Origin of the sequence: Micromonospora sp. CA-263727 (assembly GCF_050942455.1) — a bacterium.
Taxonomy (GTDB): Bacteria; Actinomycetota; Actinomycetes; order Mycobacteriales; family Micromonosporaceae; genus Micromonospora.
In genome coordinates, this window is sequence record NZ_CP192031.1 from 4863634 (window position 1) to 4887771 (window position 24138).

21 protein-coding genes and 1 pseudogene are annotated in these 24138 nt (G+C 71.8%); 9 read left to right on the plus strand and 13 right to left on the minus strand.

Annotation, left to right across the window (positions count from 1 at the left end; all coding sequences use genetic code 11):
• Positions 1-89: 89 nt before the first annotated feature.
• Entirely contained in the window at positions 90-935 is an 846-nt protein-coding gene (locus ACQPYA_RS21225; protein ID WP_433528844.1) for an SDR family oxidoreductase, read from the minus strand.
• A 188-nt stretch (positions 936-1123) separates the two neighbouring features.
• Between ACQPYA_RS21225 and ACQPYA_RS21230 the strand changes: the two genes are divergently transcribed.
• Positions 1124-3391: a hypothetical protein gene (locus ACQPYA_RS21230; protein WP_433528845.1), complete on the plus strand. Its 2268-nt coding sequence runs from the start codon at positions 1124-1126 to the stop codon at positions 3389-3391.
• A 45-nt stretch (positions 3392-3436) separates the two neighbouring features.
• On the opposite strand, the gene ACQPYA_RS21235 is transcribed toward ACQPYA_RS21230, so the two are convergent.
• Positions 3437-4507, minus strand: a complete 1071-nt coding sequence (locus ACQPYA_RS21235) for an alkene reductase (RefSeq protein ID WP_433528846.1) — start codon at positions 4505-4507, stop codon at positions 3437-3439.
• An 82-nt stretch (positions 4508-4589) separates the two neighbouring features.
• Between ACQPYA_RS21235 and ACQPYA_RS21240 the strand changes: the two genes are divergently transcribed.
• The gene (locus tag ACQPYA_RS21240) at positions 4590-4988 is read left to right on the plus strand and encodes a MerR family transcriptional regulator (protein WP_433528847.1); all 399 of its coding nucleotides are present in this window, start codon (positions 4590-4592) and stop codon (positions 4986-4988) included.
• A gap of 150 nt (positions 4989-5138) precedes the next feature.
• Complete coding sequence (locus ACQPYA_RS21245) at positions 5139-5960, plus strand: SAM-dependent methyltransferase (RefSeq protein WP_433528848.1); 822 nt, start codon at positions 5139-5141, stop codon at positions 5958-5960.
• 22 nt (positions 5961-5982) lie between these two features.
• Here the strand turns inward: ACQPYA_RS21245 and ACQPYA_RS21250 are convergent, their stop codons facing one another.
• From ACQPYA_RS21250 to ACQPYA_RS21265, 4 genes are all read right to left on the minus strand, one after another.
• Positions 5983-7008, minus strand: coding sequence for a methyltransferase (locus ACQPYA_RS21250; RefSeq protein ID WP_433528849.1), 1026 nt, complete (start codon positions 7006-7008; stop codon positions 5983-5985).
• Complete coding sequence (locus ACQPYA_RS21255) at positions 7005-8168, minus strand: aminotransferase class V-fold PLP-dependent enzyme (protein ID WP_433528850.1); 1164 nt, start codon at positions 8166-8168, stop codon at positions 7005-7007. The genes ACQPYA_RS21250 and ACQPYA_RS21255 overlap by 4 nt, the downstream gene beginning before the upstream one ends.
• A complete protein-coding gene (locus ACQPYA_RS21260) occupies positions 8165-9427 on the minus strand; it encodes a tryptophan 2,3-dioxygenase family protein (RefSeq protein WP_433533556.1) in 1263 nt (420 codons plus the stop codon). Before ACQPYA_RS21260 ends, ACQPYA_RS21255 begins: the two co-directional genes overlap by 4 nt.
• 86 nt (positions 9428-9513) lie before the next feature.
• Positions 9514-10200 carry a tryptophan 2,3-dioxygenase family protein gene (locus tag ACQPYA_RS21265; protein ID WP_433528851.1) on the minus strand — a complete coding sequence of 229 codons (687 nt, stop codon included), beginning with the start codon at positions 10198-10200 and terminating at the stop codon, positions 9514-9516.
• Positions 10201-10489: 289 nt separating this feature from the next.
• Here ACQPYA_RS21265 and ACQPYA_RS21270 point away from each other — a divergent pair, with 289 nt between their 5' ends.
• Entirely contained in the window at positions 10490-11245 is a 756-nt protein-coding gene (locus ACQPYA_RS21270) for a hypothetical protein (RefSeq protein WP_433528852.1), read from the plus strand.
• 50 nt (positions 11246-11295) lie between these two features.
• Entirely contained in the window at positions 11296-11682 is a 387-nt protein-coding gene (locus ACQPYA_RS21275; protein WP_433528853.1) for an AbfB domain-containing protein, read from the plus strand.
• Between the two features lie 13 nt (positions 11683-11695).
• Here the strand turns inward: ACQPYA_RS21275 and ACQPYA_RS21280 are convergent.
• Together ACQPYA_RS21280 and ACQPYA_RS21285 are read right to left on the minus strand one after the other, a co-directional pair.
• Positions 11696-11977 (minus strand): annotated as a pseudogene (locus tag ACQPYA_RS21280) (ATP-binding cassette domain-containing protein); the annotation flags it as partial.
• A 128-nt stretch (positions 11978-12105) separates the two neighbouring features.
• Complete coding sequence (locus ACQPYA_RS21285) at positions 12106-14475, minus strand: low temperature requirement protein A (RefSeq protein WP_433528854.1); 2370 nt, start codon at positions 14473-14475, stop codon at positions 12106-12108.
• Positions 14476-14752: 277 nt separating this feature from the next.
• Here ACQPYA_RS21285 and ACQPYA_RS21290 point away from each other — a divergent pair, with 277 nt between their 5' ends.
• Entirely contained in the window at positions 14753-15139 is a 387-nt protein-coding gene (locus ACQPYA_RS21290) for a DUF7144 family membrane protein (protein ID WP_433528855.1), read from the plus strand.
• Between the two features lie 52 nt (positions 15140-15191).
• On the opposite strand, the gene ACQPYA_RS21295 is transcribed toward ACQPYA_RS21290, so the two are convergent.
• Positions 15192-16829, minus strand: a complete 1638-nt coding sequence (locus ACQPYA_RS21295; RefSeq protein WP_433528856.1) for a hypothetical protein — start codon at positions 16827-16829, stop codon at positions 15192-15194.
• Between the two features lie 229 nt (positions 16830-17058).
• Between ACQPYA_RS21295 and ACQPYA_RS21300 the strand changes: the two genes are divergently transcribed.
• Positions 17059-18162 carry a glycoside hydrolase family 43 protein gene (locus ACQPYA_RS21300; RefSeq protein ID WP_433528857.1) on the plus strand — a complete coding sequence of 368 codons (1104 nt, stop codon included), beginning with the start codon at positions 17059-17061 and terminating at the stop codon, positions 18160-18162.
• 60 nt (positions 18163-18222) lie between these two features.
• Here ACQPYA_RS21300 and ACQPYA_RS21305 read toward each other — a convergent pair whose 3' ends face one another.
• The gene (locus tag ACQPYA_RS21305) at positions 18223-18885 is read right to left on the minus strand and encodes a TetR family transcriptional regulator (RefSeq protein WP_433528858.1); all 663 of its coding nucleotides are present in this window, start codon (positions 18883-18885) and stop codon (positions 18223-18225) included.
• 101 nt (positions 18886-18986) lie between these two features.
• Here ACQPYA_RS21305 and ACQPYA_RS21310 point away from each other — a divergent pair, with 101 nt between their 5' ends.
• Positions 18987-20144 carry an FAD-dependent oxidoreductase gene (locus tag ACQPYA_RS21310; RefSeq protein WP_433528859.1) on the plus strand — a complete coding sequence of 386 codons (1158 nt, stop codon included), beginning with the start codon at positions 18987-18989 and terminating at the stop codon, positions 20142-20144.
• Between the two features lie 40 nt (positions 20145-20184).
• Here the strand turns inward: ACQPYA_RS21310 and ACQPYA_RS21315 are convergent, their stop codons facing one another.
• Together ACQPYA_RS21315 and ACQPYA_RS21320 are read right to left on the minus strand one after the other, a co-directional pair.
• The gene (locus ACQPYA_RS21315; RefSeq protein WP_433528860.1) at positions 20185-21015 is read right to left on the minus strand and encodes an SDR family oxidoreductase; all 831 of its coding nucleotides are present in this window, start codon (positions 21013-21015) and stop codon (positions 20185-20187) included.
• Positions 21012-21992, minus strand: a complete 981-nt coding sequence (locus ACQPYA_RS21320; protein ID WP_433533557.1) for an LLM class F420-dependent oxidoreductase — start codon at positions 21990-21992, stop codon at positions 21012-21014. The genes ACQPYA_RS21315 and ACQPYA_RS21320 overlap by 4 nt, the downstream gene beginning before the upstream one ends.
• Positions 21993-22153: 161 nt before the next feature.
• Between ACQPYA_RS21320 and ACQPYA_RS21325 the strand changes: the two genes are divergently transcribed.
• Positions 22154-23017 (plus strand): DUF1028 domain-containing protein, encoded by an 864-nt coding sequence (locus tag ACQPYA_RS21325; RefSeq protein ID WP_433528861.1) that lies wholly within the window; start codon positions 22154-22156, stop codon positions 23015-23017.
• Positions 23018-23451: 434 nt separating this feature from the next.
• On the opposite strand, the gene ACQPYA_RS21330 is transcribed toward ACQPYA_RS21325, so the two are convergent.
• Positions 23452-24135: a maleylpyruvate isomerase N-terminal domain-containing protein gene (locus tag ACQPYA_RS21330; RefSeq protein ID WP_433528862.1), complete on the minus strand. Its 684-nt coding sequence runs from the start codon at positions 24133-24135 to the stop codon at positions 23452-23454.
• Positions 24136-24138 lie beyond the last annotated feature (3 nt).

A 24138-nucleotide genomic window follows, 5' to 3' on the forward strand; every position in this document is an offset into this window, starting at 1 on the left:
GCCCCCGCAAATGCCGGCCCGGGCCACGGCGACGGTCGCCGTGGCCCGGGCCGTCGCGGGAGCACGGGACAGGGATACCGCCGCCGGTGTCACACGTCGCGGATCGCCGGGCCGGGGAGGTCACGGGGCCAGGTCGCAGCCAGCGGGTGCAGGGTGAACCCGAAGGTGGTCGCGGTCTGTTGCGGGTCGCCGGCGGAAAGGCAGTCGCGCAGCAGCACGTCGACGAGCGGCTCGGTGATTCCCGGTGCCAGCCGGCCGACGAGTCGGGCGGCCCAGCCGGGCAGGTGCCGGAGGCGGACCGGGCCGGGATTGATGTGCTCGACGAACTCGTCCACGGTGTACGCCTGCGGTCCGGCCAGGTCGAACGTGCCAATGGGTGTGGCCGGGTCGAGGGCCGCCCGGGTCAGCGCCTCCACCACGTCGTCGCGCGCGATCCAGGAGTAGCGTTGGCGTCCTGGTCCGGGCACCGACACGCGTCCGTGCCGGGCCAGCAGCGCCGAGGCGGTCGGCCCGGGCTGCTCCGGCGGCCCGTAGATATGGGCGCATCGGAAGATCACGGCCGGCGTGCCGCAGTCGCGCAGGAGTTGCTCGGCCTCGCCCTTGAACCGCAGGTACGGGTTGCCCGACGCGGCAGCGGCGGCCAGGTAGGACAGGAAGACCACCCGCCGCGCGCCGCAGTCCCGCAACGCGGCGCAGGTCGCCGCGACGGTGTCGCGGTTGGCCGCCCGATAGCTGTTTCCCCGGCCCGGTGCCAACGTCCCCGCCAGATGCACCACCGCGTCGGCGCCGCGGAACGCGGCCCGCAGGTCGTCACCGCGGCGCAGCGGGCGTACCTCGTTGGGCAGTCCGGCCAACCGGTCCCGCAGCGCGGACCCGACCTGACCGTCGGCGCCCACCACCGCCACCGGACCGGTCGACCAGCCGTCGATCTTCACGGGGCCCACCTCCCTTCCCGACCAGCCTGCGTTCCCTCGGCCCGGGGTGGGCAGGGCCAAACGGCATGACCCACCCGGCGGGTCACCGGCCGCCGGGGTCGACTGTCCGGGTTCGCCGAAGGGTCCACGAATTCGCAGGTCAGGTCATTATCGTGAGTTCGGGCCGGCGGTGGCCGGGAGGCGGGGGGTTGGCACACGAGGTGGTAGAGCTGCGGGTGCACGGTGTCTCCGGGACTTCCGCCGAGGCGCTGCTGGACCATCCGGTCGTGGTCCGGGTCGCCGGCGACGACAACGCCGGGTTCTACCGGCCCCGCCCCGGATTCGGCGTCAGCGACCGGCCAGACGGGCTGGCCGTCGAGGCGTACCGCTGGGGCGCACTGACCGCGGGCGCCACCGTACGGACCCTGTCGCTGCTGTTCCTCCTCCCGTTCATGCTGGTCAACCTCGCCGTCTGGACCCGGCCCGCGACCGGCGGCGCCGGCGGGGCGATCGGCCCGCTGTGCCGGCTGCTCGCCGCCACCCTCACCGCCGCGTTCGTCCTGTCCATCGTCGGGGTGAGCGTCGACATCGTCGGCTGGCAGTGCGCCCCCTACCGCCCCTGCATCCGCGAGCGCGGCTACCTCGCCTGGCTCGCCGACATACCCCTCGGGCCCCGCCTGGCGATACTCGCGCTGGTGCCGATCGCCGCGCTACGACTGCTCTGGTGGCTCGGGAAGCGGTCCGCCCGGGCGTTCGAGGCCTTCCCCGCCGCCCGCGGGCAGGACCGCACCAGCGGCGGGGAGGATCGGATCGACCGCCCCGGCTTCTGGAACGACGCGCTCGTGGTGCAGCGACTGCGGGCCATCCACTTCGCGGTCGGCCTCGGTGTCCTCGACGCGTCCCTTCTCGGCGCGCTCATCCACATCCACCCCACGCTGGTCGGGTACCTGCTCTTCATGGCGGCCTGGGTCCTGCTCGCCGCCTGCGCCGTCCTGCTCTGCCTGCCGGCGCACCGCGCCGTGGAGGGGCCGGGCCGGGGCGAGGTCGACCTGCGTGGCATCCGGACGCTGCGGATGGTCGCCAACGGCCTCACCGTGCTGGCCCTCGTCTACACGGCGGTGCCGTTGGAGCCGGAACCGCCGAGTGGGCAGTTGCCGGGATACGAGGGCACCGTCGCGGCGGTGATCGCAGTCCAGACCGGCCTGCTCGCCGCGCTCGTCGTCACCACGCTGCACCAGCGACGACGCAGCCGGACAACCGCAAAGGCGTGGCTGAGCGGACTGGCCGCCCCGATCTTCGGCATAGCGGCGGTGGCCGCCGCGTACGGCTTCTCCGCCGCCCTGGTCTACCGCGTCGCCGACTTCCTCGACCGGGGAGAGATCCCGAACCCGGCCCGGCCCAACGTGCCCGGCGCACCGCCGCTGGAGCCGCCGGTCTCCTACCGCTGGGCGGCGCTGGCCGGCCTGGCCGCAGTCCTGGTCGTCACCGCGACCGCGATCTACCGGATCGTGCAGACCCGACGTCGCCGACGTCGCCTGGCCGAGGCGATCGTCCGGCAGGACTTCCCCGAGCCGCCGCCGGAAGCCCTGCCCCGCCGGGCCGTCGTCCAGCAGATCATCGCCCGGGCCGCCCTCGCCGAGCAGATCAGCCCGGTCTTCATCGTGTTCCTGGTGCTGTCGCTGCTCGGCGTCGCCACGGTCGCGCTGGACCTGACCGGCATCGGGCCATCCGACCTGACCCGGAAGCTGGCCAGGACCGACGGCACGGTGAGCACCGAACTGGCGTACGCGACCGACATCGGGATGTACGTCATCGGCCTGGTGGCGCTCGGCATCGTCCTGTTCGGGCTGCTCTCCTACCGGTCGGAGGGCACCCGACGCACGATCGCGGCCATCTGGGACCTGGGCACCTTCTGGCCACGCACCGTGCACCCGTTCGCCCCACCCTGCTACGCCGAACGAGCGGTACCCGAACTCGCCAAACGAATCACCGCCCTGACCACCGGGGGCGGAGTGATCCTCTCCGGACACTCGCACGGCTCCGTCCTCGCCGCCGCCACCCTCCTCCAGCTACCGCCGGAGGTGCTGCCCCGGGTAGCGCTGCTGACCCACGGCAGCCCCCTGCACCGGCTCTACGCCCGGCTCTGCCCCGCCTTCCTCGGCGACCAGGTCCTGGACGAGATCGGCAACCGGATCACCTGGCGCTGGGTCAACCTGTGGCGCAGCACCGACCCGATCGGCGGCCCGGTCTTCTCCGCCCACCGACCCGGCGAGCCGCCACACGTCCGGGGAGCGGCCGGCACGGTCGACCGACGACTGCGCGATCCGACCGGAATCATCATTGCCATGGACGACACCGTGCCGCCGCCGATCCACCGACACTGGCCCTACCACACGGACCCGGCCTACGAGGCAGCCGTGCGTCAGTTGGCCGAGCGGCTCGACCCGACCAGCTACCCGCCGGACCGCGACCGGTAGGCGGGCGGAGCGCCGTTGCTGGATCGGGTGTCGCTCGGTCCGGCATCAGTGCTGGTAGCTGGTGTAGTCGAGGTAGCCGGCGGTGCCGCCGGCGTACATGGTGGCCGGGTCGTGCTCGCGTTGCGGCAGGCCCAGGCGCAGCCGCTCGACCAGGTCGGGATTCGCCAGGTACGCGCGTCCGAAGCTGATCAGGTCGGCGCCGAGTCCGAGCCAGCGTTCGGCCCGCTCCCGGGTCACCGGCGTGCCGCCGAGTTGCGGGGACGGGTTGACGATGAAGCTGCCCGGCCAGGCGTTCCGCAGGCCGACGAGCACCTCGTCGGCGGCGGTGCCCAGGGTGTGCACATAGCCGAGGCCGAGCGTGGCCAGGGCGCCGATCAGCGCTCCGTAGAGTTGCGGCACGTCGTCCTCGACGATGTCCCAGACGGTGCCACCGGGAGACAGCCGGATGCCGACCCGCTCGGCGCCGATGGCGTCCGCGGTGGCCTCGGCGACCTCGACGGCGAACCGGATCCGACCGGTGACCGAGCCGCCGTAGGCGTCGCTGCGCCGGTTGGCGTTGGCGGACAGGAACTGGCTGATCAGGTAGCCGTTCGCGCCGTGCAGTTCGACGCCGTCGAAGCCCGCGTCGACGGCCCGTCGGGCCGCTGCGGCGTACACCTGGATCTCGCCCTTGATCTCACTGGTGGCCAGCGCGCGTGGTACGGGCGCGGGCAGCATGCCCTTGGGGCCGGTGTAGAGCTGGCCGTTCAGGGCGATGGCCGACGGGCCGACCGGCCGGTAGCCGACGACCTCGGGGTGGCCGACCCGGCCGCCGTGCATGATCTGGGCGAAGATCCGGCCACCGTTGGCGTGCACCGCCGAGGTGACCTCGCGCCAGGCTTCGACCTGCTCGTCCCGGTCCAGGCCGGGGGTATTGGGGTTGGACTGTCCCTGCAGGCTCGGCTGCAACCCCTCGCTGACGATCAGCCCGGCGGTGGCGCGCTGGGCGTAGTAGACGGCGATGTGGGGGGTCGGCATCCCGTCGGCCATTGCCCGGGATCGGGTCATCGGCGCCATCACGACGCGGTTGGGTAGCTGCAGGTCGCCCAGGCGGTAGCTGTCGAACAAGCCGGCCATCACGTCATTCCTCACTGCGAGCGAGCGTCGATCGGTACACCGGATACGCTAGAACCTGACATTGACGTGAGGTGCAACCGTTGTGGCCGGGGTCATCCGGGAGGGCGCGATGCGGATCGGAGAACTGGCACGTAGGTCCGGCGTCAGCGTGCGGTCGCTGCGCTACTACGAGGAACAGAGCCTGCTGGCCTCGGAACGCACCACCGGTGGTCAGCGGATCTACCCGGACACCGCGGTCGAGCGGGTCCGGTGGATCCAGCGGCTCTACGAGGCGGGACTGCCCAGCCGAACCGTGGCTGAACTACTGCCGTGCGTCTTCGCCCCCGACACGGTGAGTGCCCGGGACATGCTCGACAGGTTGACCGCCGAACGCGACCGCATCGACGCCAGGGCGACCGAACTGCTGGCCACCCGCGACAAACTCGATGCCATGATCACCTCGGCCCGTACGTTCTTCTCCGGGGCCGGCGCCTCCGCCTGACCCCACGGATCGGGACGCGGGCGCGAGATCTTCGGATCGCTGCGCCCGTCCACCGGGTTGCCCGCGCCGTGGCCGGTCCACAGAGGAGCCCGGTACGTGACCGGTGTAGGGTCGCCTGCACGGGTGACAACATCATTTGCGGAGGCCTTGGTGGAACGTCGTAGCGAGGATGCTCGCGAGGTTGGTCTGCGAACCGACCGGGCGCACGGCGCACGGATCTACGACTACATCCTGGGTGGCAAGGACAACTTCGCCGCCGACCGCGAGGCCGGTGAGAGTTCGTTGCGGACCTGGCCCGCGTTGCGGGTCCACATGCAGGCCAACCGGTCCTTCATGCACCGGGTGGCGCGTTTCCTGGCCACCGAGTGCGGGATCCGGCAGTTCCTCGACATCGGCACCGGACTGCCGACGTCGCCGAACCTCCACGAGATCGTGCAGTCGGTCGACTCGACCGCACGGGTGGTCTACACCGACAACGATCCGCTGGTGCTCGCGCACGCGCGGGCGCTGATGGTCGGGACGGAGGAGGGGCGCACGGCCTACGTCGCGGCGGACATGCGCGACCCCCAGACGATCATCTCTTCGCCGGAGTTCCTGCGCACCCTCGACCTGAATCAGCCGGTCGGGTTGATGCTGATCGCGATCGTGCACTTCATCGAGGACGACGCGGAAGCGCTGCGGGTCGTCCGGCAGGTCCTGGACGTGCTGCCGGCGGGCAGCTACCTGGCGATGTCCATCGCGACCGACGAATTCGACCCGATCCCGCTGGCCGAGGTCCAGCGGGAGTACAACCGGCTCGGCGAGACCCTCGTCTTCCGCGACCGGGCCACGGCACTGGGGTTCTTCGACGGCTTGGAGATGGTCGAGCCGGGGCTGGTCCAGGTGCACAAGTGGCGCCCGGACGGGTCCGAGGCCCCAGGGATCGCCGACAAGGACATCGCCATGTACGGGGCGGTCGCGCGCAAGGCATAGGCCCGGCGCCGGCTTTGATCTGTCACACGCGGGCCGGCTTGTAGGCGATGACCAGTTCCCAGCTGCCGGGAAGCACGGCCACCTGCTGGAAGCCGACCTCCGTGAGCAGTCTGGTGTAGAAGTCCACCTCGCGCAGCCGGCTGACACTGCTGTCGACGCCGATCAGGAAGTAGCTCCAGAAGAACTGCATGGCCAGACGGTCCGGGGTGCGGAATTCCTCACAGATCAACAGAAGTCCGCCCGGCTCCAACGCCTCGTACGCCTGCTGCACCAGTTGGCGGGCCACGGCGTTGGGCCAGTCGTGCAGCACCCGGACGAACGACAGCGCGTCGTACCCCGTCGGCAGCGGCTCTGCGAAGAAGTCGCCGCCGACGAATCCCAGCCGGTCCGGGTGACCGCGGGTGGCTCGGGTCGTCGCCACCAGCGGCGCGACGGCCGGCAGGTTGTACACGTCGGCCCGCAGGGCCGGCGCGGCGTCGAGGATGTGGGCGGCCAGCGTCCCGTCGCCGCCGCCGACGTCCAGCAGGCGGTACCGGTCCGACCAGAGCCGGCTCGCGTGCCGGTGCACCGCGTCGATCGCCGGCCCCAGCCCGAGGGCCATGCTGCGCTCGAACTCCGCGGTCTGCGCGGCCGTCTTCGGCGGCCACGCGAAACCGTCGTCGATGCTGACGTCGCCGCGCAGGCTCTCGGCCAGTCGGCCGTGCAGCTGCCGCCACGGATAGCGGTCCCGGTCCCGCTCGATGGCGCCCGGGCCGGCCACCGCGTGGACCGCGTCGCGCAGCCCCGGCACCGCCCGGTAGCTGGTCGCGCCGAGGTCGTCGGCGGGCTCGTCGCGGATCAGCAGGCCGAGGCTCTCGACGCAGTCGAGGAACTTGTACAGCCGTAACGGGAGCACCCCGAAGCGGGTCGCCAGCGCGTCGAGCCGAGCGGGTCCCGGCTCCAGCGCGTCGAGCAGCCCCAGGTCGAGCGCCGTCTGCAAGACGTCCATGGCCTTCGGCCCGTTGACGAGCAGACTCATCAACGCCCGGGGCGAGAGGTTGACGGTCATCGGTGCAGCTCCTTCTCCAGCGCGTCCATGAACAGGTCGATCTCGTCGAGGGTGTTGAAGACGTGCGGACCGACCCGCAGGTAGCCGCGCCAACTACAGACCATCCGGCGGGCGGCCAGCCGCTGCTTGACCGCCTCGCCGTCGGGGATGTCCAGGCACACCACACCGCCCCGGCGCGCGGCGGCGGTCGGGCTGACCACCGTGATGCCGGCCGCTCCGGCCCGGTCCAGCAGCCGTTGGGTGAGCGCCAGCGAGTGCCGCCGGATGGCGTCGACACCGACTCCGGCCAGCAGGTCCAGACCGACCTGCGACACCAGGGAGGTGAGCGGGAAGGGTGTGCCACCGGCGAACCGACGCACTCCGGCCGCCCAGCCGGATGACGGCCGGAAGGTCAGCGCGCGGTCGCCGGCCTGCCAGCCGGTCGCCGCCGGGGTCAGCCGTGGCACCAGATCCGGCCGGACGTAGAGGAACGCGGTGCCGACGCCGCAGAGCCACTTGTGGGAGCCGCCGAGCACGATGTCGACGCCGAGCGCGGTGACGTCCAGCGGCACCACACCCACGGTCTGGAAGGCGTCCACCACCACCAGCGCACCGACGTCGTGGGCGCGGGCCACCAGGCGGGGCAGGTCGGTTGTGGCGCCGGAGGTGAAGCTGGCGTGTGGCACGCAGACCAGCAGCGTCCGCTCGTCGAGCTTCGCCTCCAGGGCGTCCTGGTCCAGCTCGGGGCCACCGGTGCCGACCACCTGGAGGTCGGCACCATGTCGGCCGTACGCCCGGAAGATGAACGGCACGGTCGGATATTCGAGGTCGGTGATGACCACCCGGTTGCGGGGTGGGCGGTAGTCGAAGCAGGATGCCACCCGGGCCAGGAAGGTGCTCAGGTTCGCGTCGGTGAGGACGCTGCCCGGCGGTGCGCCGAGGAGCGCGGCCACCGAGTCGGCGTACCGGTCGAGGCCGACGTGCCAGTCCTGCCACACGTCGTCGCGCCAGGTGCGCAGCGTCTCCCAGTAGTCGTGCAGCACCCGCTCGGCCCCCCGTGGCACCGCGCCGGTGGAGTTGCTGTTGAGGTAGACGCGGGTTTCCAGCAGCGGGAACTCGGCGCGCAGGGCGGCGTGCGCGTCGGCGTCGAGGCATCGGGGGCTCTGCTCGGGCCGGCTCACGCGTGGGGCCTTCCAGTCGGATCGGTCGCAGGTCGATCGGTGGTCACGGCGGTGAAGACCGGTGCGTCGCTGATCGCCGCCAGGTATGGCGTGCCCTCGGTGTAGCCGGTGCCGGAGCGCGAGCCGAGCATCCGCACCGCCAACCGGTGATGGGTGCGTCGCCACTGGGTCAGGGTGCCGGCGAACGCGGCCATCCGCCGCGCGATCAGCGCGCGGTCGGTTCCGGTGAGCCGGCCGTCGGAGACAGCCGACCGGTACGCCTCGTCGACCGTCGACTGGCCGCGCCGGATCCGGGCCTGCACCTCCGGCACCGACCGGTAGGCCACCGAGTCCAGCCGGTCCGCGTCCGGTCTCCGGCACAGCGACTCCACCAGCTTGTAGGAGCGGGACTGGATCGCGCTGGCGCCGTCGGTGTACTGCCGGAACGTGCGGAACGACTCCGGTTGCATGGTGGCCAGGAGGGAGAAGAGCGGACCCGCGGTGCGCAGCAGGTCGCCTGCGTATCCGAGCCGCTCGGCCGCGGCGCCCGGCGCGTCCTGCGCCAGTACGGTGACCGCCACGCGAAGTTCGTCGGCGACCCCGGCGAAGAGGCACTCGTAGCTTTGCAGCACCCGGATGAACAGGTACTCGTCATGCGTCACGTGGACCGGCAACATGGTCAACCGCAGCGGCGGGTCCTCGGCGGCGACGAGGTCACCGGCGATGGCGTGCAGCTCTGCGGCGGCGATGGGCGGGTCGCCCGTACCGACCGCCCCGGCCAGGCCGAGGCGCGCCAACGCGGCGGTGACAGCTCGGACGCCGAGTCGGCAGCGCTTGGCGACCACCGCCGGCCCCGGTCGTTGCTGCGGCAGCAGCCCGGTGGTGTGTGCGGCGGCGGACATCTCGAAGGCCAGCGTGTCGGCGACCAGGCGGACGAGGAGCCGGTCCCGGGCCCGCCGCCCGGCCGCGTCCGCGGCCGGGGACAGGTCGTCCGCTGCGCCGGGCAGCCGGAGCAGACGCAGGGCGAGGTAACTGCGGTAGTCGTAGCGGCTGTCCCACTTGTCGAGTGCGATGTCGAGGAAGTCGGTCAGCTGCCGTGTCGGGGCGTCGCGGCTGGCCGGCGTCCGAGCGGCCACCGTCTGCCGGGCCTCGTCGAGCAGGGCGAGGAAGCTCTTTTCGACGAAATGTTTACCAACCCGATGAAATTCGTCGAGCACCACCGAGTAGGGAAAACTTTGCGGTCCGGCCGGTCCGGCCAACCAGCGAGTTACCGCATGCATGTGCCACCCCTCGAAATTGACGAGACGAACCGCATCGAAGGCCGCCGGCTGGGCCACCGGGGAACAGAATGGGGCTTGATGAGCCGCTATTCGTCGGTGGTGGTTTGCGTCCGCGCCTGCCATAACTCGGGAAAGAATCGGTGTCCGGCGAGTTTCGCCAGCATGTTGGCCGGGCTACCAGGGGTGCCAGCCGGAGGGTGGCCGCCGATTCGGAGTGCCACCTGGTAGTGGCGGACCCGCCACAACGACACCCGTTCGTCCCATTCCACCATCGCCTCGGCGAGCCGATGCAGCGGCTCCGACAGGTCCACCGGGCGGAGGTCCGCCGCGGCGACACCCCGGTGGGCGAGCTGCGCGTCGAACGCGCGGCCAAGCTGCCGGCTGGCCACCTGGACCTGCCGCCAGCCTGGTGACTCAGCGCCGGAGCCCTTACCCAGAGCGGGCTGTATCGCTTGGAAGTCCACTGGGGACAGATACCGGAGCATCTCCATCTCGCTCGTGATCAACTGGACCGCGAGGGCCGCCCGGACCAGCAGCGCCTCGGCAACCAGCAGTTCCCCGGCAGCCACCCGGGCGGTCGCCTCAGCCAACTCCGCCGCCGCGAGTTTCAGCCACAACTCGGCGGACTGGTGCACCACTTGAAAAAGCAGCTCATCGCGATGGATCACCTCGCCCGGCGACCGTTGCAGACCCAGCAATGTATCCGTCCGCATATAGCGTGCATAGTCCGTAGCGCCGGAACCTGGCAGAACAGGCGAGTGGTCATGCTTCACGGATTAACCCTCCGGTCGGCGCGGACGTACCGGGATCAGCATCGCGTTGGCGGCAATCATCCAACGACAAACAGCAATGCGCTACCCCTTGGTCGCAGCAAGTTTCAAAACGTCCTGATTGCACGGGGATTGCGACCACCCGCCCGGCCCGGCCCAGCGCCGCCAAGATGCTGCTCCGGGATCGTGTGGCGTGTGCCCTGGCGTCGACCGGGCGGAAATGAGAACGTATGCGCGCAACCATCTGACATGTCCGGGGGGACGCGTGCGCTGGAAGCAGCAGGAGACCACTATGTCCGAAAACGGCAATGACCAGTCACGCCTGCGGATCGGCGGCTGGATTCCCGGGCACGGCAGGCCCGGTCCGGGCCCGGCCCAGCCGGCCGCCGAGCAGTCGGGCACCGGTGCGCAGCAGTACCGTCCCGTACGCCTGCTGCGGCGGACCACCCCGTCACCGCCGCTGGCCCCCATCGGCCTGCCGTCGCCCGCCGGGCAGACCGGCACGTCCCGCGACGCGGGTCCGGCCACCGGCCCGGATCTCGCAACCGGGAAACCCTCCGCCGTCGGCCGGCTCTTCGGCGGCACAGCCCCGCACGGCAGCACGCCGCATCGTGGTGCCGCCACCGGCCGGGCCGACGCACGGCGCAAGCTGCTAATCGGCGGCGCCACCCTGGTCGCCGTCACGACCCTCGTCGGAGTGACAGCGCTGCACGACCGGACCGCCCCGGTGCCGGTCCGTGGCGAGTTCGTCGCCGCCGTCCCCCATCCCGCAGGCCCTGCGGACAGCGCCGCCAACGGCGGCTCGCCGCCCGGTGCGGACGGCGCCGCTTCCGGCGACGACGCCGCGCCGCACGGCCCGGTCGGCGATCCTGTCGTCCGGCCCGGCATCACACCGCGTGCCGACGGCTCGCACGCCGGCAACGGTGGATCCAGCCCTGCCGCCCCCGGCGCCGCCCCGGCGCATCCCGCCACCGACGCCCCACCCCCCCCGCGAGTGCCCCCGCGCCTCCCCCTGCCACGCCGACCGCCCCCGCTGCCTCCACGCTGAAGCCCGGCGCCCGGATCGGCTTGGAGGTCGCCGGCCTTCCCGGCCATCGGGTGCGACACTTCGACTTCCAGGCCCGCGTCGAACCGGTCCACGCCGCCAGCAGTACGGGCACCAAAGCGGATGCCACGTTCATCGTCCGTTCCGGCCTCACCAGCAGCAGCTGCGTCTCCTTCGAGTCGGTCAACTTCCCCGGCTACTACCTGCGGCACTATGAGTTCCGCATGTTCCTGCACCGCGCCGACAACAGCGCCCTGTTCCGCGCCGACGCCACGTTCTGCCCGGTCACCGGCATCAGCGGCACGCACACGTCACTGCGGTCGTACAACTACCCGAGCCGCTACCTACGCCACGACAGCCACAAGCAGATGCGGATCTCCCCGATCGGTGACGGCGCCTCGCCGTCGTCGGCCACCTTCATCGTCCGCACCGCTCTGTGAGGACCGCGGGGAACACGAGGCGCCCGTGGCGCATGACGAAGATCTGGTCGGCGTGGCGGACGTTGGCCAGCCGGTGGGTGATCAGGATGATCAGACGGTCGGGTTGCCGTCGTAGGTGTTGGAACATGGCGTGCTCGGCGCGGGCGGCGAGGGCGGCGGAGGGTTCGTCGCAGACCAGCAGGTTGGCGTGCCGGTAGAGGCTGCGGGCGGCGACGAGGCGTTGCCACTGGCCACCGGAGAGATCGTGGCCGTTCTTGTACGCGCGGTCGGGTTCGATGGTCTCGAAACCGGTCGGCGCGCAACGCGTGCCGGAAGCGTACGCTCCGCAGTCAGATCGAGTCACGCAGTTACCGCGTGTCGAACAACGTGTCAACGCCGTCCCGCCACCGCGCCGACCGCCCACTCAGGCGGCTGACACTGCGTTCACCGAGACGGCCGGACATCTGGTCGCCTGGTGCGCAGGTCGCCGCTCTGTGCCGCCTCCATCAGGGTGAAGGCGACGCCGAGTGCGGTGAGCAGGACCAACGCGACCGCCGACGGCAGGGGGATGGTCAGCGGCGCCAGCACGGTCACCGCGCATGCGCCGATGACGCGATGGCGGCTGGTCACCTCGAAGATCCGTCGCCAGAAGAGCTGGTTGCCGACCAGGTAGAGGGCCACCCCGAGGAAGAGCGCGTAGTGGCCCAGCCGCGAGACGTCGCGCTCCGAGCCCGGGGTGAGGGTCTGTTGCAGGCCGTAGGCGACCAGCACGATCCCGGCGATCATGAGGAGGTGCAGGTAGGTGTACGCATCCCGGCCGACCGTGGCGCGGACCTCTACCGGGCGGTTGGCGAGGGCGTCCCGGGCCGAGTCGATGGTGGTGAAGTAGCTCCACCAGAGGGTGCTCAGGGCGATCGCCGACGACGCGACCACCACCACGATGCGACCCGAGATCGGCTCGTCCTTGACGATGACGCCGATGGAGAGGATCGCCTCGCCGAAGGCGATGAGCACGACCAGCGCATAACGGTCGGTCCAGTGCCGAACGAGTTCGAGGCGCCAGGTGTTGACTCCGACCCGGTAGCCGCCCACGTATTGCAGCAGGAGGGCCGCGACCCAGAACAGGGTGATGGCGGGGTGGCGGGCCACCATGTCCGGCGCCCACCATTCGATCGCGGCGATGACCAGCAACACCAGCACGGTGGCGACCGATGGCCACCAGTGGCCCCCCAGCGCGGTCAGGGCCGGGTTCTCGCGGCGCACCTGCCAGAAGACGACCCACTGCACGGCCGTCACGAAGAGGTAACAACCGATGACCAGCAGGGTTCCGGGCAGGCTGCCGGGCAGCGGGGCGAAGGTCTGTGGGATCGCCAGGCCGAGCAGCAGGCCCGCCGCCACGATGCCGGCGGAGCACAGCCGCATCAGCGTGGTGTCCGAGCGCGCGGCGTTGGCCAGCCAGGTGTTGGAGATCCACAGCCACCACAACAGGGCCAGCACAACCAGCCCCTGGAAGAGCCCCAACACTGTGGGGAAGCGGCTCATCAGCGCGGTGACCTCGATGAAGGCGTAGACGAACACCAGGTCGACGAAGAGTTCCCGGGGGCTGACCTTGTTGCCGTCGGCGCTCTCGGCCTCCACCGACCGGTGCAGTTCGCGATGCCGCTGCCGGAAGACGGTGGCGTCCAGCAGCAGCATGGCGCACGCGCCGGCGGCGAGCAGCAGGAGGGCGGTCAGCTCGGCGACGTTCGCGGCGATGACCAGGAGGGCGAGCAGGAGCGCGATGCCGGCCAGCGGCCCCCGCCCCAGCAGCCGGACGGCCCGCCATTCCGCGGCGACGAGGGCCAGCAGGTAGAGCACCACCCCGCCGAAGAGCAGCGTGGTGCCGGCGAATGGCCAGGAACGCACGTGATGCCCCGCGACGTCGGCGCTGGCGTGTTTGAGGCCGAGGGCGAACAGGATCAGCCCCGCGATCATCGGCAGGTGCAGGCCGCTGTAGACATCGCGGCCGAGCCGGGTGCTGTCCGCGCCGACGTTGCCCCGCAGCGCCCGCTGGACGATCACACTGGCCAGGTCGAAGTAGCTCCACCAGAGCACGAAGATCACGATGATGCCCAGGAGGGCCGCCCAGACCAACGTCGGCGTGATCGCTCGTTCGACGCCGAGGCCCGTACTCGCGCCGATCGAGATGATCGTCTCGCCGAGCGCGATCAACACGATCAGGGTGTGCCGGTCGGCGACATGCCACCCGGACACCATCTGCCAACTCCCCCGGCCGATCACCACCAGGAGAAGCGAGTCGACGACAAGCGCCGCACCGAAGAGCAGCAGTCGCACCAGTCCCGCGTTCACGGCCTCCGGCAGCGACGGCGGCAGCACGGCGGAGGTGAGCAACAGCAGCGCGCCGGCGATGTAGAACAGCCAGGCCAGCCGTGCCGGCCGCCGGCCGGACTCGCCCTGGCCCCACCGGAAGACCGTGAGCACCACCAGCACGGTCAGCCGGATCAACAGGTAGCCGGTGACCACCACCACCGGGCCCGACAGGCCCCCCGACCGGTCGCCGAACGCCTCCGGTACGGCCGCCGCGATCACCAGCAGCACGGCCGCCACCCCGACCATTACCAGCGGCATGATCCCCCGGTCGAGGTGGATGACGTTGCCCAGCCACATGCACGAGGTCCAGCAGTGCCACAGCAGCAGGACGATCAGCGCGCCCTGGATGAGCCCGGTCGCGCCGGGGGTCGCCGCCATCAGCGTGGTCACCGAGAGAAAGGCGAAGACGAAGATCAGGTCGACGAAGAGTTCGACCCAGCTCACATCACTGGCCGCCGTGGGGGCGCGCGCGACGAGCCGTCGTCCCCCGGCTGTCGGGTGAGGCAACGGGTCACCGCTCGACACTCCCATATTGTCGCAAAAGTTCCGATCATCCGATTTGAAAGCACGATCTGGGGCGACGACGATGGGCATCGCGACCCCGTTTCGCATCCATTTGACCTATGCCCGCATTCACGCTGTTTGCCGGGCAATAGGCTGCTTTCGAGGATCTCCGGCGGTCGGCACGGCGCTGGCCGGGCCACTGCCGAGTGGAGGCAGCATGACCGACCACGGCGCCCGCCACCGGGGACTGCTGCTGGCCGGTGTGCTGCTGGCCGGAGCTGGGATCTTCGACGCGATCGCGGGCATCGCCGACCTGACCACCCACCAATACGTGTCACTCGCTACCGGCGGGATCCACGAGCATGACATCACCGGCTGGGCCGCCCTGCATCTCGTCGTCGGAATGCTCACGGCAGTCGCCGGCGCGCTCGTGCCCCTCGGCCGGCGCTGGAGCAGCTGGCTCGGCGTGGCGGCGGCGACGATCTTCATCGCGCTGCATCTGGTCTATCTCATGTACCACCCGATCCAGGCGGTGATCGTGGTCGGGCTGGCGCTGGCCGCCGTCCGGCTGATTCGCAGGAACCACCTCCCGGCCACCAGCTGATCCCCGCTCGCCAGGGCGACACCCGGCACCGGACACCCGACGGCGCGGCAGGTCAGCGGGTCGGCAGGCAGACCTTCCCGGTGAAGGCCGGGTCGGGCTGCCGCGACGCCGCCCAGGCCGGGTTGACCGCGATCGCCAGCGGAGGCGCCTGCCAGGCGGCGCTGAGCCGTTGCAGCAACGGATACTCGTCGCGGTGCTGGTGAATCGGCTCCCCGTCGAGGAAGGTGGTCAGTCGGTCCGAGACCAGACCGCGGTGCAGCAGGCCCCCGTGCACGCCGGGCATCTGGAACACGGGGATCCCGGTGTAGTCCCCCGGCGGCGCCTCGGCGGCCGTGGTGGTGGGCAGGAACGCGACCATCCGCACGCCCGGGACCGGGCACATGAGTTGGTTGCGGTAGAAGGGTGCGTTGTCGACCAGGGAACGGATGAACGGCTCGTCGGGCCCGTTGCCCGGTCCGCCGGCGAGGTCGACCAGGCCGAAGAGGAGCCGGAGTTTCCACCCGGTGACCACGCCCCAGCCCCGGGACTGGTCCCGGGGTGGGTAGTAGGCGCGACCGGCGTTGATCAGCGGGCTGAACATGACCAGCATGTCGACCGCCGGATGGGGCTGCTGCTGGAGAAACGTGCGCGCCACCATCGCCCCCTCGCTCTCGCCGATGAGGGCGACCTGACGGCCGGTCCGGCGGTGTAGCCGATCCACCTGTCGATCGAGCAGCCGTACGCTTTCCGCCACCGAGATCGTGGTGTCGTCCCGGTCATACGGCAGGGGCTGTCCGTCCGGGCCCAGCCCGCGGTAGGAGAACCGTTCGACCCGAGAGTCGGCCGAGGGCGCCCCCGCGTAGGTCGAGCCGTAGCCGGTGAGGACGATCACCGCGTGGGTCACCTCGGGCGGCAGCGGTTGGTCGAGCAGGACGGCCTCGATGTCCAGTTCCTTGCCCGGCACCACGTTCACCAGCGGGGGGATGAGCATCGGCACCGCGAGCGCCAGAACGGCCACGACCGGGGTCGCCGGCACCCGGGCCCACCGCACCCGGGGTGCGAGCAACGCCGATCGCACCGTCCGGTTCCACAACAGCCCGTTGACGACCCCGGCCGCCGCGGCCACCGGCACCGTCCACCATCCCGGCACGCTCCAGCACACCGCCCCGGCCACCGTGAGCACCACGAAATTCATCAACGACCAGCCCACCAGTGACACCGACGGCAGCCCCCGCCACCAGGCTCTGACCACCGCGGCCCGTTGCAGGAACGGCGCCAGCAGGAACATCGGCAACAGCGAGCCCAGCAGCACCCACGACAACGCCACCACCGACGCGGCCACCGAGATCACCGCCCACGGCGCGATGACGACCGCCACCAACAGGGCGAGTCCGAAGTTCCGCCGCAACAACCACCGCACCGGCGGCCGGGGGACCTCGGTAGGCCAGGCCAGCACCACCAACACGGTATGGAACACAGCACGGCACACCAACAGCAGGCCGAGCCAGAACAGGAACACTGCCCAGGAATCGTGATAGACGAACAACCACCGCAGATCGTGATAGGTGTCGTACGGCCACACTGCGGAGGTCTGCGACGCCAGGCCCTGGGCCGCGACGAAACCCAACGACACCAGGACGATCGCCTCGATCGTCGGGGACACGGCGGTCAGCAGCAGCAACCCGACCAAGCGACGATCCAGGGTCAGCATCCCGCCTCCTACCGCCGATGTCCTCCTTCGCAGGCTCCACCAGCGGCAACCCACCCGGCGGCAAGTCCGGCAACATCCCGCCGAACCATGTCCCACAGGTCGTCCGAGGCGAGCCGGCGGTTCCGCGGCGGATATTGACGGCTGCGAACCTCGTGGCATACTCGGAGAGCGCTCTCTCGGCCGGTCCCGGCGGGACCAGACTGCCGTGACACGATCGGAAGGAGAGCCGATGCCTAGCATCCGCCGACTCGCCGGCTTCGCATCCGTCGCCCTGGTCTCCGCGCTCGCCGTCGGGCACGCGCTCGCCGCGGCCGAGGGCGTCGACACCGGGACGGATACCGCCGCGCAACCCCAGCTGATGGGCCGTACCACGCTGGGTGGGGCCGACCCCAGCGTCATCCGGGTCGGCAACCTCTACGTCTCGGCCAAGTCCGCGGACGGCGGCGTCGTGGTACGGACGGCGTCCACCCTGGAAGGCGTCGCCGCCGCGCCGAAGCGTCAGGTCTGGCAGGACACCGGCAACCTCGGCGAGGTGTGGGCACCCGAGATCGTGCACCATGACGGCCGGTACCACATTTACTTCGCCGCCGGCCGGAGCGCCGCACACCGGATGTACCACATCAGCTCCGCCACCGCCGACTCCGGCTACTCGGCCGCCACGAAGGTCGCCCTGCCCAACGACAAGTGGGCGATCGACGGCGTGCCGTTCAGCCACAACGGCCAGCGCTGGTTCGTGTGGTCCGGCTGGGCCGGCGACACCAACGTGGAGCAGAACCTCTACATCGCCCGGATGACCAGCCCCACCACGACCACCGGCGGCCGCTACATCATCTCCCAGCCACGGGAGCCGTGGGAACGCGTCGTCGGCAACCCGTACATCAACGAGGCCCCCCAGCCGGTCCGCGACCCCAACGGACAACTGCACATCGTCTACTCCGCCAACGGCAGCTGGAGCAACCGGTACTGCCTGGCCGACCTGCGGCTGCGCGCCGGCGGCGACCCGACGTACGTCTGGGACTGGTACAAGAGCAACGGTTGCCTGTTCGGCTCGCACGCCGGGGACATGATGTCGGGTTGGCACCCGACGTTGAGGGTCGACGGCCCCGGCCACAACTCGTTCGTCCTGGAGCGCGGGGACATCGCCACCAGCCCGCCCTCCGGCAACCGGTTCCCGACCATGTACCACGCGGTCGAGAAGGGCACCCCGTACGCGTGGTCCAACCGGTACTGGTACACCGGCACGGCCGTCTGGTGGGGCAGCACCACCTACCGCCGGGCCAACGTCCCCGGCGCCAACACCGACGTCGGATACAGCCTCAAGTTCTTCGAATGACCACGCACCGCCTGCTCGGCCGGCGCGTCACCGGGCCGCCCGAACTGGTGCCGCGGCCACTCAGCGTTCCGGCGTGCCAGGGCTTCGACGCCCGCTCCGACCGCCGTCCGACGACGATGTCTCCTGCGACGGTGTGACGGCTGGGAATCCGTCGGCGAGTGCGTCGATCACGCGGCGGATCCGGGCGTCCGCCGCTGAGCCGGTCTCGCCGGCGAGGGCAACGTGGTGCAGCGCGCCGACCACGGCCAGCGCGAGGGCCCCGGTGTCGGCATCGGTGGGCACCCGTCCGAGCTGTTGCTCGGCGCCCAGGTACGCCGCAGCCGCGCGCTCGACCGGCCGCAGCCCGGCAGTCCCCGTTCCCAGCACGGCTTCGACGTTCTCGATCAGCTCGGGCCGGGCGGCCATCAGCCGGGTCAACGCCACCAGCGTGCTCAGCGGCGCCGCCAGAACGGCGGCACCCAGGTTGTCAGCGACCGTGCCGGCACCGGCGCGCGCCGGCAGGCCGGCCACCTCGCCGGAGATCTGGAAGGCCCGGTCGACCGCGTACCCGGCCAGAAAGTCGTCGAAGTTCGCGAAGTGTGCGTAGAGGAGCCCGGTGGCGACGCCGGCCTCGCGGGTAACTGCCCGACCGGTGAGCCGGCCCAGACCGGCTCCTGCGATGACGCGCTCAAGGGCAGCGAAGAGTTGCTGCCTGGGTTCCGGGATGGCGACTCCGCGTGGCATGGCCGAAGTCTATGCGCTGCCCGGGGCGTCGGTTGCGCCAGTATGAGCGTTTGCTCATACTGGTATGAGCAAACGCTCATACCAGAGTGCGGGAGTGCGGAATGAAACGTGCGGTAATCGTGGGCGCGGGCATAGCCGGCCTGGCCACCGCTCTGCGACTGGCGCGGGACGGATGGCGCACGGTCGTGGTGGAACGTGCCCCGGCCCGGCGCAGCAGCGGCTACCTGGTCAACCTGCTCGGCCCCGGCTACGACGCCGCCGAACGCCTCGGCCTGCTCCCCGCACTGTCCGCCCACGACCTGGGGCTGTTCACCACCGTGCTGGTCCGCGCCGACGGACGCCCCAAGTTCACCGTGCCGTCCGCCATCGCCGAGGCCGCCCTCGGCGCCCGGGCCGTGTCAGTGTTTCGCGGCGACCTGGAGTCCACGCTGTACGACGCGGTACGTGACCACACCGAGATCCGCTTCGGCACCACCGTCGCCGCCGTCCAACAGGACACCGACGACGTACGGGTAGTGCTGAGCGACGGCAGCACCGAACACGCCGACCTGCTGGTCGGCGCCGACGGAGTGCACTCCGCCACCCGTACGGCCGTCTTCGGCTCCGGCTTCCGGGTCGACCTGCCGTACGTCGTGGGCGCCTTCCCCCTGGCCCATCCGGTGGCGGGCGTGCCGCAGTCGTCCGCCACCACGTTCATCGGTCCCGGACGCACAGCGGCAATCGTCAACCTCGGCCCGAACCGATCATCGGCGTTCTTCACGTACCGCTGCACGGACCCCGCCGACGAGCTGAGGCGCGGACCGGTCGACGCGCTCGGCGCGGCGTTCGGTGATCTGGGTGGCGGTGTGCCCGACGCGATCCGCCACCTCGGGAAGGACCCGGCCGGCGCCTACTTCGACGCGGTCAGCCAGGTGGTCATGGCACGGTGGAGCACCGGCCGGGTCGTGCTGCTCGGCGATGCCGCCTGGTGCGTCACGCTCTTCGCCGGACACGGCGCAGCCCTCGCGCTCGCCGGCGCCGACCGGCTCGGCGCCAGCCTGCGGCGGCATGCCGACGACATACCCGCGGCGCTGGCCGGGTGGGAATCAGAACTGCGCCCGGAAGCCGCCAAGCGGCAGCTACTCGCCCGGCGGGGAATGCTCCAGTACGCGCCACCCAGCCGGCTCCACGTCTGGGCGGGCGACCTGACCATCCGGGCGATCACGCTCCCCGGTATCCGTGGCCTCGTCCGGCGCGGCATCGCACGCGCAAACCGTTGAGACGCGGCAGAAAGAGCTGCGGCCGCGCGCCCGGGACCGTCTAGTGGCCGGGCGGTGGCGTCGACCCGCCCTGGGCGTCGGCGGCCCGCAGCCGGCGTACCAGCTTGCGCAGCCCGGACTGCCAGCCGTCGGGGTCCTCGGCACGGCGGCGGGCGTAGTCGGCCACCTCGGGATGCGGCAGGATCAGGAAGCGCTCCTCCGCCATCCCGGCCACCGCCGCGGCGGCGACCTCGTCCGGGCTGAGCACCGCGCCGGAGGCGGCGATCACCCGCGCACCCAGGTGGCCGGCGGCCAGCCCGTCGGCGAGCATCGGGGTGTCCACCCCCTGCGGGCACAGCGCGCTGACCCGCACCCCCTGGTCGCGATAGGTCACCGACAGCCACTCGGCGAACCCCACCGCGGCGTGCTTGGTCGTCGTGTACGGGGCGTCGCCGACCGCGGTCAGCACCCCCGCCGCCGAACAGGTGTGCAGCAGGTAGCCGCCGCCGCGGGCGAGCATCGCCGGCAGCACCGCCCGGGCCGCGTAGACGTGCGAGAGCACGTTGACCCGCCAGGACCGCTCCCAGCCGGCGTCGTCGACCTCCACTCCCCCGCCGGTGGCCACCCCGGCGTTGGCGCAGAACACGTCGATCCGGCCGTACCGCCGCTCGGTGTCGGCCACCAGGGCGCGTACCTGCTCGGGGTCGGTGACGTCCAGCGCCACGCCGTGGGCCAGCGGGCCGACGGCCCCGGCGACCGCCTCGGCGGCATCGCCGTCCAGGTCGGCCAGCACCAGCGCGGCGGCCCCCTCGGCGGCGAACCGGCGGGCCAGCGCCGCGCCGATCCCACCGGCGCCGCCGGTGATCACCGCTACCCGGTCGGTGAGGTTCACGCCGCCTCCCCCGCGTCGACGCCGAGCCGGGAGACCAGGGTGGCCAGCGCGGTCGCGTCTCCGGCGGGGACCTCCGGGGTGGGCAGCAGCGCCAGTACCGGCACGTCCACCCCGGCCTCGGCGTACCGGCACACCTGCGCCCGGCACTGCTCGGGCGAGCCGTGCAGGATCAGCGCGTCGACCACCTCGTCCGGCACCGCGGCCAGGGCGGCCCGCCGGTCGCCGTCCGCCCACGCCCGCCACATCCCGCCGAGCGCCTCCTCCCGACCGAGCCAGCGGTGGAAGTCGGCGTACGCGGGCACGGTCAGGTAGCTGGTGATCATCCGCCGGCCCAGGGCGCGGGCGTACCCGGTGTCCTCGGTCGGGCAGACGAAGATCCGGGCGACCACCTCGAACTGGGGACGCCGCTCGCCGAGCTCGGCCACCGCGCGGGGCACGTCGGCGGCGGCCAGCCAGTTCAGGATGACGCCGTCGGCCTCGGCGGCGGCCAGCCGCAGCATGCCGGGACGCAGCGCGGCCAGCAGCAGCGGCGGCGGTACGACCGGCGGCCGTTCCAGGGTGAACCGGCGTACCGCGAAGGTGTCGAAGGCGCCGTCCACGGTCTCGCCGCGCAGCGCCGCCCGCAGGAACCGCAGCACGTCGCGGGTACGCCGGAACGGCTCGGTGAACTCGACCGCGTTCCAGTCGGAGACCAGCACCGGCGACGAGGCGCCGATGCCGAGGGCGAAGCGACCGGGGGCGACGTCGGCGAGCGCGGCGGCACTCATCGCCAGCAGGCCGGGCCCGCGGGTGAACACCGGAGCGACCGCGGTGCCCAGCCGCAACCGGGGCTGCCAGGCGGCGGCCAGCGCCAGCGGCGTGAACGCGTCGGCACCGTTGACCTCGGCGGACCACACGTCGGTGAAACCGGCCTCGGCGAGGGCCGCGTACATCACGGCGTGGTCGGCGAGCGGGATGCTGCCCAACGGCACCGTCATTGCCCATCGCGTCGTCATCGGTCGATGGTGCCCGCCGCCCGGGCCGCCGAGCAAGATCCCGTCGGGTTCCCGGTTCACCCGCCGGGCCTGCGGCAACCCGGCGGGAACCCTTCTGACCTGCCGCAGGGCGACGGCCGGCATCCGGCGCTAACCTTCCCGGCGTGACCTTCTCCCTCGTCGCCCGCTCCGACGACGGCCGGATGCACGGCGTCGTCGTGGCCAGCCGCTTCCTCGCCGCCGGCGCCCTGGTGCCGGCAGCCGAGGCCGACATCGGCGCGATCGCCACCCAGGCGCACGTCAACCTCGCCTACCGGCCGCAGGGGCTGGCCCTGCTACGCACCGGTGTCGCCGCCGCCGACGTGGTCGCCGGCCTGGTCGCCGCCGACCCGGAACGCGACCACCGCCAACTCGGCGTGGTCGCCGCCACCGGCGTCGGCGCCACCCACACCGGTGCCCACTGCCACGGCTGGGCCGGTGGCCAGGCCGGCGACGGGTGGGCGGCGCAGGGCAACATCCTCACCGGGCCGGAGGTGGTCGACGCGCTGCGCGACGCCTGGCTGGGCGGCGCCGACCTGCCCTTCGCCGAGCGGCTGCTCGCCGCGCTGCGGGCCGGTGAGGCGGCCGGCGGCGACCGGCGCGGCCGGCAGAGCGCCGCGCTGCTGGTGGTACGCCACGGCAGCGGGTACGGCGGCACCGGCGACGTCATGATCGACCTGCGGGTCGACGACCACCCCGCCCCGATCACCGAACTCGACCGGCTGCTCGCCGTGCACACCCTGCTGTTCAGCCGGCCCGACCCGGCCACCCTGCTCGACCTGACCGGCGCGCTGGCCGCCGAGGTCGCCGGCCTGCTGACCGCCCTCGGGCACCCGGCCGACCCGACCGAGCCGGAGGACGCCCTGGTCTCCTGGGCCGGGATGGAGAACCTGGAGGAACGGTTGGTGCCCGGCCGCATCGACCCGGTGGTGCTGACCCAGCTGCGCACCGCCGTCCCGCACGTACCGGCGCCGCGCACCGCCGCCTGACCGCTCCCGGCACCGGCCCGTCTACGCCGTCGAAGGAGAGCAACGGCAGCCCACTGCGGCGGGAGATCACGGCGGACTTGACGGGCGTCGCCATCGCGCCGGAGATCCAAGCCCGGGCCGGCTTCCGATTGGATGGCGGTCGCCAGTCGCTCCAGGACCGGATGGTCTATACCGAGATCTTCACGCGCATCCATCTAAAGAACATGGTCTCCATGGGCGATTGCATGCCGCCAGGCGGGTTCAGGGCGTTCGAAGCTCAACCTGCAGGTGAGGTGCAAGCCGTCTAAGCCGACCGTCAGCCGCGCACACGGCCGGCGCCTTGAGTGTCACCAGACTATGCCTGCGCTGTCCCAGGCAGTCGCTCCGGGCTTCCCCAGGTGGACCGAAGATCTGGTCTCGGTGTGCGCCTCGGGACGAGCCAGGCCCGGCCGGGCTCAGCGGCCGAAGGAGAGCAGCGGCAGCCCCGCGCCGTCGAGCAGCGCCTGCTCGGCAGCGCTGCGCGGGCTGCGGCCGGTGGCCTTGGCGATCAGGGTCAGCCGGTCCCAGCCCAGTTCCACCGGCACCTCCCGCCCGCCGGTGAGCAGGTCGGCGATCACCCGCCCGGCGGCGGGGGTCAGCCAGGCCGGCCGGTCCAGGGCCGCAGCCAGGTCCAGGCCGTGCACCCCGACCTCCAGCACCCGGGTACGCAGGAACTCCGTGACCGCCATCGCGTCCCCGTGCCGCGTGCGCACCACCCGGCCCGGCGAATCGGCGTCGACGGCCGCCAGCGTGGCCCGCCAGGCGCGGTCGAACTCGACAGCCACCCGGGACGCGCTGTCCGGGGCGCCGGACGCCTGCGCCGAGGCGATCCGGTCGGCGTCGACCTGCGGGGTGAACTTGGCCACGCCGAAATACTCGGCGGCGTTCACGTGCGGCTGGGCGGGTGCCTCGTCGGCGAGCATGTCGGCCAGCCGGCCGACGCCGGTGTGCACGTGTGCCAGCAGCTGCGCCACGTTCCAGGGCGGGCAGTCGGTGGGCCGGGCCAGGTCCGCATCGTCGAGGGTGGGCAGCACCGCGCCCAGGCGGGCGCACTCGTCGGCGAAGGCGTCGCGGACCTGCCGGCACTCGTCGCTGGGCACGGG

Excerpts from the sequence above, each read along its gene's own strand:
- ACQPYA_RS21260 (WP_433533556.1), bottom strand. The coding sequence starts at position 9,427 with ATGCATGCGGTAACTCGCTGGTTGGCCGGACCGGCCGGACCGCAAAGT.
- ACQPYA_RS21270 (WP_433528852.1), top strand. The coding sequence starts at position 10,490 with ATGTCCGAAAACGGCAATGACCAGTCACGCCTGCGGATCGGCGGCTGG.
- ACQPYA_RS21295 (WP_433528856.1), bottom strand. The coding sequence starts at position 16,829 with ATGCTGACCCTGGATCGTCGCTTGGTCGGGTTGCTGCTGCTGACCGCC.
- ACQPYA_RS21310 (WP_433528859.1), top strand. The coding sequence starts at position 18,987 with ATGAAACGTGCGGTAATCGTGGGCGCGGGCATAGCCGGCCTGGCCACC.
- ACQPYA_RS21290 (WP_433528855.1), top strand. The coding sequence starts at position 14,753 with ATGACCGACCACGGCGCCCGCCACCGGGGACTGCTGCTGGCCGGTGTG.
- ACQPYA_RS21300 (WP_433528857.1), top strand. The coding sequence starts at position 17,059 with ATGCCTAGCATCCGCCGACTCGCCGGCTTCGCATCCGTCGCCCTGGTC.
- ACQPYA_RS21250 (WP_433528849.1), bottom strand. The coding sequence starts at position 7,008 with ATGACCGTCAACCTCTCGCCCCGGGCGTTGATGAGTCTGCTCGTCAAC.
- ACQPYA_RS21235 (WP_433528846.1), bottom strand. The coding sequence starts at position 4,507 with ATGGCCGGCTTGTTCGACAGCTACCGCCTGGGCGACCTGCAGCTACCC.
- ACQPYA_RS21320 (WP_433533557.1), bottom strand. The coding sequence starts at position 21,992 with ATGACGGTGCCGTTGGGCAGCATCCCGCTCGCCGACCACGCCGTGATG.
- ACQPYA_RS21305 (WP_433528858.1), bottom strand. The coding sequence starts at position 18,885 with ATGCCACGCGGAGTCGCCATCCCGGAACCCAGGCAGCAACTCTTCGCT.